The organism is Candidatus Methanoplasma termitum, from assembly GCF_000800805.1.
Classification (GTDB): Archaea; Thermoplasmatota; Thermoplasmata; order Methanomassiliicoccales; family Methanomethylophilaceae; genus Methanoplasma; species Methanoplasma termitum.
The window spans coordinates 999,258-1,010,831 of sequence record NZ_CP010070.1; the positions used below are offsets into that span (position 1 = coordinate 999,258).

Here is an 11,574-nt window from a genome sequence, read left to right on the forward strand (position 1 = left end):
TAATATACAATCGCTGCCAGCATGTGCACCATAATATATAGAACATATAGAAATATGAGGGACTGACCGCATTGCTCACCGCAAAAGATGGTTTCGGATCTCCTCTGACATCCGCCCGTAATTCAGTTGCAGTGTCCGTTTTACACAACCTTTTCCGACCCGTGTAAAGACGCACTGCATCGGAACACAGGTTATGCGTAGGACGAATTCCTCCGAGACAACGGCCTGTCGATTTTTTCATTTTAAGTCTCAAGGAAAGATTATTAAGAGACCTCTCAATCCAATGGATAGGTAGGCCGATGGGTAGAGAGATAATCGTCATAGGTTCGGGCGGCGCCGGAATGACCGCGGCTTCCACCGCCAGAAGGACCGACCCGAATTCAAAAATAACAGTCATTACCGAGGATACGGACATAGCGTACTCATCATGCGTGATACCTTGGGCGATCGAGGGAAAGGTATCTTGGGACAGTGCGGTGATGCATACTCCAGATCACTATTCGGCCAAGAAGAAAATAGATGTTCTCACCCAGACCAAAGTAGAGTCCGTGGACGATTCCGCAAGAACGGTCACCGCAGGCGGGAGAACGTACAGATACGATTCTTTGGTCATAGCCACCGGCGGAAAGGTCTTCATACCGCCGATAAAAGGAACGGACCTGAAGGGAGTGTTCATCGTAAGGACCATCCGGGACGGAAAGGATATTCAATCGTACACAAAAAAAATCAAAAAGGCCGTGGTATGCGGCGCGGGGGTCATAGGTCTGGAGACCGCTTTGGCCCTGTCGCATCTCGGGAAGGATGTCACCGTCATCGAGATGTTCGATCAGATAATGCCCCGTATGGCGGACAAGGACATGGCCGATGTAATGCGGGAATACCTTGAGGGCAAAGGGATCAAGTTCGTGCTCAGTACGCCGGTGCAATCGGTCAACGGCTCGGAGAAAGTGAGCGGCGTGACCGCCGGGAATACCGTATATCCGTGCGAGCTGGTCATTTTCGCTACCGGCATAAGATCGAATGTCGACATCCCCAAACAATTGGGATTCGATATCGGGCAGCTCGGAGGGGTCGTCGTGTCGCCTTCGCTTAATCCTTACAGAAAGGGGGAACTTATAGAGGACATTTATCTTGCGGGCGACGTCATACAATGCGAATCGGCGGTCGTTCCGGGCCCTGCGATGAGCCAGCTCGGATCGTCCGCGGTCAGGCAGGGAAGGGTCGCCGGCATAAACGCCGCCGGCGGCAAGGCTCTTTACGGGCCCGTGGCAAGCCCGTGGGTGAGCGTCATGGGGGATGTCGAGATCGCAGGCACGGGACTGTCGACGGGGTTGGCCGCCTGGTACAAAGTGCCCACCGTTTACGGAAAGGCGGAGGGCCTTACGCGCGCCAGATATTACCCCGGGGCGAAGAAGATGAAGGTGAAGATCATCGCCGATGCGGCGACGCACCGGCTGATAGGAGCACAGATAATCGCCGGAGAGGGCACCACGGGCAGGATCAACTGGCTTACTTCCGCCATAATCTCAAAGATGACGGCAGAGGATTTCCTCATCCGTTCGGAGAACGCATATTGTCCTCCCACATCGATGGTCAAGGACGTCATCGTCTCGGCGGTCGAGGACCTTTGTAAGAATTTCGAGGCTCAGTGATAGAATGGAATATGATGTGTACAAGAAGCTCTACGATTCTCTGAACAAACCCGGGGACATAGAGATACTCCTCGAAAAAGGCTACGACCGAAGGCTGCTGGAGACGCTTTACACTCAAAAGATAAGCAGGGACGTGAAGAAAAGATTCCATTTCATTAAAGATAAGGCCCCATACATGCTGAGGGAATGGAAGAAAGGGAAGACGCTGATGGAGATATCCGACAAATACAAGTTCCCTCCCATCTTGACCGCAATGATGATATTCCAAGAGGACGGCGCCAACAGGAAGCAGTTCTGGGATTTCATAAAGCATCCCGAAATGCTTGAGAGCCCGCAGACCGCCGAAGAGGTCCGGGAGGTTGTCAAGAACGATCTGGTCTATTCTCCGGAAGCCAACGACAGGCATGCGGAGAGGGGTCTGTGGGGGGAAGGGCTTCTCCACGAGTGGCTTGACGGCCAAGGGATAACTTACAAGACAGAATGCGACCTCCGCGGAGGAGAGGGCGTGAAAACACCGGACTGTCTTCTGGACAGACCGATGGTGTACGACGGGAAGAAGATCTGCTGGATAGAAAGCAAAGCGTCCTTCGGGGACAATGTAGAGTTCAGATACAATTCGAGAAAGCAGCTAATTCCGTACACAAATCTGTTCGGTCCCGGCCTTGTCATATATTGGACGGGATGCCTTTACGATCTCGAATGGCCCCCGAATGTTTATGTTTCGGATATAACCGTCCTTGAGAAGAAACTTGAGCCCTTCAGCGGCGACGAGACGTGCCTTTATTGTACTCGGCCCTGAGCTCTTCCAACGTGGTCGTCCTTTCGGCAAACGCATTATGTTTATGGATGGATTCCTCAGACTCGCTTTTCACCGTTATCAGGACGTCGTCCGGAAGTTCTTTGAATCGCTCCACAACGAATTCCAGGACATTCCTGACCACATCCTCCACGAACCTCGGGTTCTTGTGGGCGTTGATCACCACTTGTCCTTCATCATCTCTTTTCAAAAGCTCGTATGTGGGCGACGAGAATGCGCCTTGAACAAGATCTATTATCTCGTCCGCTTCGATGTCGATATCGTCGTTCATTGTGAACAGCGCCGTGCAGACATTCCTCTGGTTATGTGACATCACAGGGTTCTCGTTGCCGCAGGATATCATCTCGGTCACGGTCTGCTGTGCGCAGGGGCATGCCGTCATGCCTATGACCTCGACGCCGATGGTCTTCCTTATGCCTTTCCCCCTCACGGCGGAACCGCTCGCAAGGAGTTTGTATATCTCCAGCGTCCCTCTTCCGAACGGGGTCCTGCTTTCTCTGAAATATTCCGCACTGATGTCCACATGGGCCGTCTTAGCATATTCGTGATGTGCCAGCAGCTTCTTGCAAATGTCGCTGGCCATGTTCTCGAGGCCTGTCACCGGGACCTTCAGGCTCTCCTCGACGACCTCGTTGAGCACCTCCACATTCCTGGACAGGTGCGAACCTTTCTGCTCCGCGGGAAGATCCACAAAAATATCGATGGAACAATTCAGCGCTCCGTTGAGAGCGCTGTTCGCACCGTACCTTTTCACCGCCACCGGTTTCCTGACGCCGGTCACCCCGACCTTCGTCAGTTTGGACCATGTGTCCCCCTTACGGTATTGTACATCACATTTCAAAGCCATGGGGCTTAATAACGTTCTTACTTAAAAAGTATAGAGTTACAACTAAATGCGTAGGAGCAACGAATATCATATTGCGATGTGTTCGGGATAATATGAGATGCGGTGTCGACGAGGCGGGGAGGGGTTCCGTACTGGGCCCGTTGGTGGTCGGAGCGGTATATTCAGACTCGGATGACGAACTCGTAAAGATGGGAGTAAAGGATTCAAAGAAGCTGCCCCCGAAGACAAGGGAGCATCTGTTCGAACTCATAACGAAAAAATACGAAGTGAACATCGTCATGATTTCCGCTGCGGGAATAGACGAAAAGCGGAAAGAGATGTCGCTGAACGATATCGAATTGGAAATGTTCGTCGAAGCCTGCTCAAAGTTCCCTGTCTCCGAGGTGTACGCAGACTGCCCGGATACTAACGAAGCCGGCTTTTCAACAGAAATGGGCAGGAAGATGAAGGGTCCGGAAATAATAGCCAGACACAAAGCCGATGATATCTTCCCGATAGTTTCTGCGGCATCGATAATAGCAAAGGTCACCAGAGATCGGATGATCGTCGACATCAAAAAAGAGCTGGGGAAGAACATCGGAAGCGGGTACCCGAGCGACCACTTCACGATGGAGTTCATAGAAAAATGGATAAAAGATAACGGTTGTCCCCCACCATATACGCGCTGCTCGTGGGAGCCGGTGAGGAACCTGATGACCCTGTCGAAGAACACGAGGATCAGCGATTGGTGAGAACATGAGCATGGAACCTTCGATACAGACACTCATTGACAAATTCCACAGCAGGATGGATAAGGATGAGCAGGCAAGGGAAGAGGTAAGGCCTCTCAAAAAAACGATCAACATCGACCTCGGAACGGAATACTATTCAATGAAATTGGAGAATGCTCGGATCAGCGACTTCAAACCGCAGATGCTTGATGAGGCGGATGTCACTATGATAACAACGCCGGAGAGCCTCCAGGGGCTTATAGACGGCACTCTGAGGCCGATGAAAGCATACATCACAAAGAAGATCTCCATAAAAGGGAAGATACAGGACCTGATGTTCCTGAAGAAGTTCTTCTGAAATAATAACGGGGGCACTATGAGATACTTAGCTTTCGACATCGAGTGCGCGGATACCTTCCATAACACTTCGGACATATGCGCTTTCGGCTATGCGATAGCCGACGAGAACTTCAATATCATCTCGAAAGAAGACATTACGATCAAACCGAAGAAGATCGGGAGATTCATAGAGAGGAAATTCGGCTGGACGATGGACGATTTCAAGTATTCTCCGAAGTTCATCGAAGTATATCCGAAAATAAAAGAGCTCTTGGAGCGTCCCGACCAAATGATATTCGCCCATTCGGCGATAAGCGATCTGAAGTTCTTGGGAAGAGAGTGCAGAAAGAACAATTTGGCGACCCCGGAGATAAATGTGTTCGATACGCAGCCGATCTTCAAGAGATATACGGGGAACGATCGTTTTGCCCTCTCCGATACCAAAGAATGGAGCGGCGCCGAGTTCAAGAACCACATGGCGGTCGATGATGCGGTCGGCTGCCTGCATATCCCGAAAAAGATATTCGAGATCGAAGGGGAAGAAAAATTCATGATGCTGATGGAAACGTTCAATGATACCTTGGTAAGTACCGCGGATGCGGAAGCGGCGCTCGATCACGAGGACCGGGTCGAGGAATTAAGAATGCTGTTCTCAAAGAGGTCTGTGGGTTCGTTCGCAAATGGCATGGAGGGCCTGACCGTCTCCGTATCAAAGGAAATGTGGTCAAAGCGGCTGGACACAGTAAGCGAGATCGGTACCAGGGTCCTTTTCAATTCGGGAAGGATGACCGAGGACATGGATTCAGCGGATATACATGTATCCATAGGAGCGATATTCGACAACAGAAGGGTCCAGTTCTCCAAGAGCGGGAAGGAGATCATCAGGATGACCGACAAAGAGATACTCGGATCCATGAGCAACGGGAACATCCGGTCGGAAATGGAAAGGATGAGAGAACTCTGGAAGAATGCCGTTAAGCACGATAGGGACGGGGGCCGTCCCGGATCCGGATCGTGATATCGTTCCCATGTTCCAGCAACACTTTTTTTCATGATCCGAAGGTCTGATCCGAACATCGTTTCGACCCCCGACATTCCTTCTTTATCTGCAGTGAAAGTTTTTATACTAAATAACAGTAATCGTGTTTAACAGCGAGGTGGGGTAGCCAGGATATCCCGTCGGGCTCATAACCCGGAGACCGGTCGTTCAAATCGACCCCTCGCTACCACATTATATAAAATTGGAAAAGATCGAGCCTTCAGAGCAGGCTCTTTGCTTCTTCGGGAGTTATTTCCAGCGCTTTGAGCATGTACTCGAGAGCTTTCTTTGCGTACGGCGCCCTTGCTTTCGGGTCCTCCATTATCTCCCCGTAGGTTGCCATGACATTGTTGAAATACTCGATGGCGAACTCCGAATAGAGCGATGATTCCAGGGATTCGTCTATCTGTGCGGCCTCGTTGTATGCTTTCTCGGCTTCATCGTACTTGTTGACGGAGATGCAGAATGAACCGTAGGACTGATAATAATCAACCTTGTCCCCATCCAATTCGATCGCTTTCTTGTAAGCGTCCATGATCTCTTCGGTCGAGACCTTGGCACCGAACATGCCCGAGGCGTAATTCGCACATTCCGCTTTGTAATACCATATCTCAGCGTTCTTCGGGTATTCCTCAGCAAGTTTCTTGAAGTGTGAATATGCTTTTTTGAAGTCTCCCTCGTCCATTGCCTTCATTCCGGCCATGATCTTTTTGTCCGAGTCGTCTGCCATGACATGCAGAAAGATAGACTCTTTTAAATCTCTTTCCTTTAAAATCTGCTGTTTTTTGAAAACGGCATCTTATTTTGCGAGTTTCTCTTTTTTGATCTCGTCCGCAATAACAAGGCAGGTGACGCTTTCAACGACAACCACGGCTCTCGGCACTATGCACGGGTCGTGCCTTCCCTTGACGACGACCTTGGCGTCGCTCTTCGTTTTGAGATCGATCGTGTCCTGTTCTTTCCCTATCGACGGGGTGGGCTTGAACGCTGCGCGGAACACCATCGGGGCGCCGTCGCTCATTCCTCCGAGTATCCCTCCCATATTGTTCGTGCGGAGCCTCACTCCGTTCTCATAGTAAAAGGGGTCGTTGCTTTCGGATCCTTTCATCTTCGTCAGCTCGAATCCCCTCCCGAACTCGACCCCCTTGCAAGCGGGGATCGCGAACACCGCTCTTGCGATCTCAGCGTCAAGGGATCCGAACCATGTTCCGCCGAATCCGATCGGAAGGCCTGTCGTTATACATTCGACCACACCTCCGACGCTGTCCTCTTCCGCGGAGGCCTCCAACACCTCCCGGTTCATTAGAGAATCGAGTTCTTTTGTTGCCGCTCTTGTGGGATTGTCTTTTGATCGGACCGTATCTTCAAATGTCCTTTCTTCCTCGTCCCTCACATTCCCTATGGATCTTGTGAACGCGCCTACGTTGATCCCGTATTGAGCGATGAACTGCCTCGCAATGCTCCCTGCGACGACGACCGACACCGTGAGCCTCCCGGAGAACTGATTCCCGCCTTTGATCTTGTGTCCCGGGAACTTTATCAGCGCAGGCAGGTCTGCATGCCCCGGACGGGGCGTCCTGTTGAATATATCGTACTTGGAACTGTCGGTGTTTGTGTTCTTTATCCTGTAGTGTATCTTTTCGCCGGTGGCCTTTCCGTTGTCCAAGCCGGACAGGAATTCGACCTCGTCCGGTTCCTTCCTCGGGGTGCCTATCCCGGCAGACGGTTTCCGCAGTGCCAGATCCTTGTTTATTTGTTCGATGTCGATCTTCATTCCCTTCGGGATCCCTTCCAGATAACCTCCGATGTACTCGGCATGGCTCTCGCCATATAGTGTGTACACGATCGAGTCTCCGAGTTTGTACATCACGGCACCTCGACTTTCATTCCCAGCGACCTCATGTGCTCCGGGAATTCCGGATATGAGACGGAACAGCATTCCGCGTTGTCGACGGTCACTGCGCCGTCGCATAATAAGGACGCTACCGCCCCCGCCATCATGATACGGTGGTCCCCTAAGGTCACAACGCTTCCCCCTGCCAATTTTTTCTTTCCTTTGATGATGCATCCGTTGTCAGTGCCTTCGGCCTCCGCACCGATCGCTCTCAGCATGTTCACGGTGGATTGAATGCGGTCGCTCTCTTTGAACTTGAGCTGGGGCGCACCGTACAATCTGCTGGTCCCCGACGCAGTGCTGAGAAGCACGGCCAATATCGGGAACAGGTCGGGGCATCCGCCTATGTCTACGTCGATAGCTTTGAGCTCCTTTTTCTTAACCGTCACCGAATCCTTGCCCACTGAAACATCTGCGCCAACTCTCTTCAGGATGTCGATGATGACCCTGTCCCCCTGAGGATCGTCCATACATAACCCCTTCACTGTCACCTGACCGCCCAACGCTCCCGCGACGAGCGGGAACGCCGCAGACGAGAAATCCGCCGGAACAGTGTAGTCATAGGGGCGGTAGCCCGTCCCGCCTTTGACCTTCATGATGTTCTTGTTCCTTTCCACTTTCACTCCGAAGAGACTCATGATATGAGTCGTAACATCGATGTATGGTTCGGACACCATTTTGCCTTCTATTATTATCTCTGTGTCATGGGAAAGCATAGGGGAAGTGATCAGAAGGGACGTGATGAATTGAGAACTTATGCCTCCGTTTATCGTTACTTTTCCGCCTTTGTTAGCCCCCCTTATTTCCACTGGAGGTCTTCCGTTGTCGGAACGGCATTCCACACCCATCTGGCTCAATGCGTCGAGGAGAGGACCCATAGGCCTTTTCCTGAGCGATGCGTCCCCCGTGAGGGTCACCCATTCGTCGAACATCGAGACAATGCCTGTGAACAGGCGTATAGTGGTCCCGGAATTATCCGCATCGACCGTTCTTTTCGGTGCGTGAAGTTTTCCCCCGGAGATGATAACTTCTTTCCCTTTCACGCTGACCGAGGCGCCCATGGACTCCGCTGCCCCGAGGGTCGCTTTCGTATCATCGGAGATCAGACAGTTGGTGATCCTGCTCTCCCCGTCCGCCATTGCCGAGAGAAAGAACGCCCTATGCGTATGGCTTTTCGATGGGGGAGGACTGAGCGTTCCTTTCAGTACCGCTTTGCCGAATGACATCATCATTCCTGCACCCCCCTTGTTCCGGAACTGATTAGTCCGATCAGGCCGCTCCTTTCCACAAAGTTCTCCGCATCTCCTTTCTCCAGGATCATGGCGACAGCCGGTCCGGAGCCCGACACTCCCGCCCCCAGCGCACCGTTCTCCAGTGCGATCTCCGCGATCGTGTTGTCTATTCCGGAAACAGCGGCGATCATCCTTCCGTTCTCGGTCATTGCTTTGAACGGATCAGTCTTCGCCAATTCCACCAGTTTTTCAGATCTGGAAGATAATTTTCTCAGTTCTTCCAGAGGAAGTCCCGTTTTCTTTATTTTATTTTTTGGCGAGTATATCAATACATCATATTCTCCGATATCCTCATGGAAAAGTATCGTGTCCTTGCGGTTATCCGTTATCACAAGGCCTCCGAGATCGCACCCGCAGGCGTCGTCGAATGCGCCTGTGACGGTGACCTTTGCTTTCCTGGCACAGTTCACTCCGAGTCTTATCTTATCGACCTTCTCCATATCGAACCTTTCCGCCAGCAGAACTGACGATAATATCGCATTGCAGGCGGAACTCGAGCTCTTCAATCCGCGCGATATCGGTATCTCGGAGGAAATGTTCAACAGCCAGCCTTCAGGTTCTTCCATTCCCATGGCCTTGTATGCCTCTGCGACGCATATCCTCGCCATCTCTTTGTTCTCTGACGGGTCGTTCGATATACCGACATCCCTTGTCTGGCCGCATGGGTTGAAGACAGCGGTCGTTCTCAGTGTTATTCCGATCGTTGAGCCTATTCCGCAAGGCATTGCGTTGATCACGCTGACAGCGCCGTAGGATGTCCCCTTTCCTATCATCTTAGAGCCTCCCTCATTGGTTTGAACAGATTCTTTTTCCCTGTCCACAATTCAAGCGATGCCGCACCCTGCGCCGCAAGCATATCCTCTCCCGATACGATGACGGCCTCCCTTACTCTTGCCCTTTTTATCAGGGGGGTCTCAACGCCGTAGACCATATCGAAAACCGTGTGATGCCTTGTTATTTGACATGTGTTCACCGGATAATCGCCGTCGCCGTACATTCCGACGGGCGTGCAGTTGACGATCAGATCGTACAACATCAGTGCGACCGAGGTGTTCGCTTTGTATTCGCAGCCTATATCCCTGCATATCGAACGGGAAGTACCTTCGTTCCTTCCTGCGATCGTGACCTCGCACCCTCTTTTCTTCAGGGTATAGGAACAGGCGCGTGCGGCGCCTCCCGACCCCATGATGAGGGCTCTCTTCCCCTTCGGTTCAAAGCCGGCGACCTTCATGGCCTTCTCTATTCCGATCATATCGGTGTTGTACCCTTTCAGTACCCCTTTCTCGTTCACAACGGTGTTGGCCGCACCTATCGATCCGACATCCTCATCATAATGATCCAGATGTTCCAGTATTGCCGATTTGTAAGGGATCGTCACATTCATTCCTCTGATGTTGTAATCCCTGACCGCATCTTTGACGTGCTTAAGGTCATCGGCCTCGAACTTCAGGTAAATTCCCTTGACGCCTTTCTTTTTCATGACGGCATTGTGCATCTTCGGAGACAGACTCTTCTCCAACGGATTGCCCAATATGCCCACTATCATAGGATCGTCGCCGAGGCCGTGCATCTCATCGAGGCTCAGCTGTCCGGGAGCGGTGGGCTCTCCGACATATGCGAAAGTGAAAAGATTGCCGAGAATGTCCTGTCTTATCCTGGTAACCGTTCCGAGCCCTCCCATTCCGAGAAGGACGTGCCTTTCCTTTATCTGCTTTGACGCATCGTAGATACTTTTCAGGTCCGTGAACGAATTGACCTTGAAAGCGCCTTTTTTGACATCCCCTTTTTGCTTTTTCAGAAGGGATATTATCTTTTCAGCCGAAGGGGTGGACTCATGATCGTGGAATGACGATATCACATCGACATCCACATCCGGCACGTCGTATTCCCCAACGTCGATCATCCCCTTGAACCCTTTGGGCAGAACGGTCAGATCCGGAGTTCCTCTGAATGTGACGATGAGTTCCTTACCCTTGATGTCGGGAACATGACCGAGAAGATCCATTCTTACCTCTGCCATATCTGCTTTTTTGATAAGTTCGATGTCCGAGACGGAACTGAGGGAGGCACAGATCTTCATGCTATCATCCGTTGGTATAGACTACCAATATAATGAACTGTCTTCATTTATCCTTTTATCAGCTTGTATGCCTCTTTGACTGTAGCCCCCTTTAGGACTATGTCGGATATCGCACGGGTCATCATTTCCACGTTCTTATGCTGGAACACATTCCTTCCGATGGACACTCCTTTTCCTCCCGCCTGCAGGGAATCGTAGACCATGTTCAGAACATCGAGGTCCGAATTCATCTTAGGGCCGCCTGCTATAACAACCGGCGCCAAAGCCCCTTCCACTACTTTTTCGAATGACTTCATGTCCCCGGTATAGCTGCATTTCACGATATCGGCGCCCAATTCGGTCGCCACCCTTGCCGCATGCGCCACCATCTTGGGGTCGTACGAGTCCTTTATGCTCGGTCCGCGGGGATATGCCATAACAAAGAAGGGCATTCCCCATTCTGCGCACTGTTCCGAGATGACGCCTACATCATACAACATATCAGATTCGGATTCCGCACCGACGTTTATGTGAACGGACACTCCGTCCGCACCGATCTTCAGCGCCTCTTCGACGCTCGCAACGAGTATCTTGCTCCTTGATGTCACACCGACGTCGGTGGAAGCGGAAAGGTGCAGTATCAGGCCGATGTCGTTCCCGAAAGTACGGTGGCTGAAGCGGATCAGTCCTTTGTGCATGAGAACGGCGGTCGCTCCGCCTTTAGCCACATCATCAACGGTCTTTCTCATATCTATGAGGCCGTCCACGGGTCCGATCGACACGCCGTGATCCATCGGAACGATTACGCTGTTCCCGGTCTTCCTGTCGATCATCCTCTCCATTCTGATACTTTTTCCGTACATATTATTCCCTTTTTAGGCCGTTAAGGCCTTTGTGTCGGTCATCAGATTCGGAATAGATATAG

12 protein-coding genes and 1 tRNA gene are annotated in these 11,574 nt (G+C 51.6%); 6 read left to right on the top strand and 7 right to left on the bottom strand.

What is annotated here, in order from left to right; translation table 11 throughout:
- Positions 1–299 precede the first annotated feature (299 nt).
- Both Mpt1_RS04805 and Mpt1_RS04810 read left to right on the top strand, forming a co-directional pair.
- Positions 300–1,652: an NAD(P)/FAD-dependent oxidoreductase gene (locus Mpt1_RS04805; RefSeq protein WP_048112706.1), complete on the top strand. Its 1,353-nt coding sequence runs from the start codon at positions 300–302 to the stop codon at positions 1,650–1,652.
- Positions 1,653–1,656: 4 nt separating this feature from the next.
- Positions 1,657–2,451 (top strand): C15orf41 family protein, encoded by a 795-nt coding sequence (locus Mpt1_RS04810; RefSeq protein WP_048112707.1) that lies wholly within the window; start codon positions 1,657–1,659, stop codon positions 2,449–2,451.
- On the opposite strand, the gene mptA is transcribed toward Mpt1_RS04810, so the two are convergent.
- Complete coding sequence (gene mptA / locus Mpt1_RS04815) at positions 2,411–3,316, bottom strand: GTP cyclohydrolase MptA (protein ID WP_048112709.1); 906 nt, start codon at positions 3,314–3,316, stop codon at positions 2,411–2,413. The genes Mpt1_RS04810 and mptA overlap by 41 nt on opposite strands.
- Before the next feature lie 92 nt (positions 3,317–3,408).
- Here mptA and rnhB point away from each other — a divergent pair, with 92 nt between their 5' ends.
- From rnhB to Mpt1_RS04835, 4 genes are all read left to right on the top strand, one after another.
- A complete protein-coding gene (rnhB, locus tag Mpt1_RS04820) occupies positions 3,409–4,047 on the top strand; it encodes a ribonuclease HII (protein ID WP_048112711.1) in 639 nt (212 codons plus the stop codon).
- A gap of 4 nt (positions 4,048–4,051) precedes the next feature.
- Positions 4,052–4,384 (top strand): SCP2 sterol-binding domain-containing protein, encoded by a 333-nt coding sequence (locus Mpt1_RS04825; protein WP_048112713.1) that lies wholly within the window; start codon positions 4,052–4,054, stop codon positions 4,382–4,384.
- An 18-nt stretch (positions 4,385–4,402) separates the two neighbouring features.
- Positions 4,403–5,383 carry a 3'-5' exonuclease gene (locus tag Mpt1_RS04830; RefSeq protein WP_048112715.1) on the top strand — a complete coding sequence of 327 codons (981 nt, stop codon included), beginning with the start codon at positions 4,403–4,405 and terminating at the stop codon, positions 5,381–5,383.
- A gap of 133 nt (positions 5,384–5,516) precedes the next feature.
- A tRNA-Met gene (locus Mpt1_RS04835) sits at positions 5,517–5,594 on the top strand.
- Between the two features lie 30 nt (positions 5,595–5,624).
- Here the strand turns inward: Mpt1_RS04835 and Mpt1_RS04840 are convergent.
- The 6 genes from Mpt1_RS04840 to Mpt1_RS04865 all read right to left on the bottom strand — a co-directional run bounded on the left by Mpt1_RS04840 (position 5,625) and on the right by Mpt1_RS04865 (position 11,512).
- The gene (locus Mpt1_RS04840; RefSeq protein ID WP_048112717.1) at positions 5,625–6,134 is read right to left on the bottom strand and encodes a tetratricopeptide repeat protein; all 510 of its coding nucleotides are present in this window, start codon (positions 6,132–6,134) and stop codon (positions 5,625–5,627) included.
- A 69-nt stretch (positions 6,135–6,203) separates the two neighbouring features.
- Complete coding sequence (aroC, locus tag Mpt1_RS04845; RefSeq protein WP_048112719.1) at positions 6,204–7,271, bottom strand: chorismate synthase; 1,068 nt, start codon at positions 7,269–7,271, stop codon at positions 6,204–6,206.
- Positions 7,271–8,530 (bottom strand): 3-phosphoshikimate 1-carboxyvinyltransferase, encoded by a 1,260-nt coding sequence (aroA, locus tag Mpt1_RS04850; RefSeq protein WP_048112721.1) that lies wholly within the window; start codon positions 8,528–8,530, stop codon positions 7,271–7,273. Before aroA ends, aroC begins: the two co-directional genes overlap by 1 nt.
- A complete protein-coding gene (locus Mpt1_RS04855; RefSeq protein WP_048112723.1) occupies positions 8,527–9,363 on the bottom strand; it encodes a shikimate kinase in 837 nt (278 codons plus the stop codon). Before Mpt1_RS04855 ends, aroA begins: the two co-directional genes overlap by 4 nt.
- Positions 9,360–10,670 carry a shikimate dehydrogenase gene (gene aroE, locus Mpt1_RS04860; RefSeq protein WP_048112726.1) on the bottom strand — a complete coding sequence of 437 codons (1,311 nt, stop codon included), beginning with the start codon at positions 10,668–10,670 and terminating at the stop codon, positions 9,360–9,362. The genes Mpt1_RS04855 and aroE overlap by 4 nt, the downstream gene beginning before the upstream one ends.
- A gap of 47 nt (positions 10,671–10,717) precedes the next feature.
- Positions 10,718–11,512 carry a 2-amino-3,7-dideoxy-D-threo-hept-6-ulosonate synthase gene (locus Mpt1_RS04865; protein ID WP_048112728.1) on the bottom strand — a complete coding sequence of 265 codons (795 nt, stop codon included), beginning with the start codon at positions 11,510–11,512 and terminating at the stop codon, positions 10,718–10,720.
- Positions 11,513–11,574 lie beyond the last annotated feature (62 nt).

Coding starts and splice junctions, on each gene's coding strand:
- Mpt1_RS04805 (WP_048112706.1), top strand. CDS start 300: ATGGGTAGAGAGATAATCGTCATAGGTTCGGGCGGCGCCGGAATGACC.
- Mpt1_RS04810 (WP_048112707.1), top strand. CDS start 1,657: ATGGAATATGATGTGTACAAGAAGCTCTACGATTCTCTGAACAAACCC.
- mptA (WP_048112709.1), bottom strand. CDS start 3,316: ATGGCTTTGAAATGTGATGTACAATACCGTAAGGGGGACACATGGTCC.
- rnhB (WP_048112711.1), top strand. CDS start 3,409: ATGAGATGCGGTGTCGACGAGGCGGGGAGGGGTTCCGTACTGGGCCCG.
- Mpt1_RS04825 (WP_048112713.1), top strand. CDS start 4,052: ATGAGCATGGAACCTTCGATACAGACACTCATTGACAAATTCCACAGC.
- Mpt1_RS04830 (WP_048112715.1), top strand. CDS start 4,403: ATGAGATACTTAGCTTTCGACATCGAGTGCGCGGATACCTTCCATAAC.
- Mpt1_RS04840 (WP_048112717.1), bottom strand. CDS start 6,134: ATGGCAGACGACTCGGACAAAAAGATCATGGCCGGAATGAAGGCAATG.
- aroC (WP_048112719.1), bottom strand. CDS start 7,271: ATGTACAAACTCGGAGACTCGATCGTGTACACACTATATGGCGAGAGC.
- aroA (WP_048112721.1), bottom strand. CDS start 8,530: ATGATGATGTCATTCGGCAAAGCGGTACTGAAAGGAACGCTCAGTCCT.
- Mpt1_RS04855 (WP_048112723.1), bottom strand. CDS start 9,363: ATGATAGGAAAGGGGACATCCTACGGCGCTGTCAGCGTGATCAACGCA.
- aroE (WP_048112726.1), bottom strand. CDS start 10,670: ATGAAGATCTGTGCCTCCCTCAGTTCCGTCTCGGACATCGAACTTATC.
- Mpt1_RS04865 (WP_048112728.1), bottom strand. CDS start 11,512: ATGTACGGAAAAAGTATCAGAATGGAGAGGATGATCGACAGGAAGACC.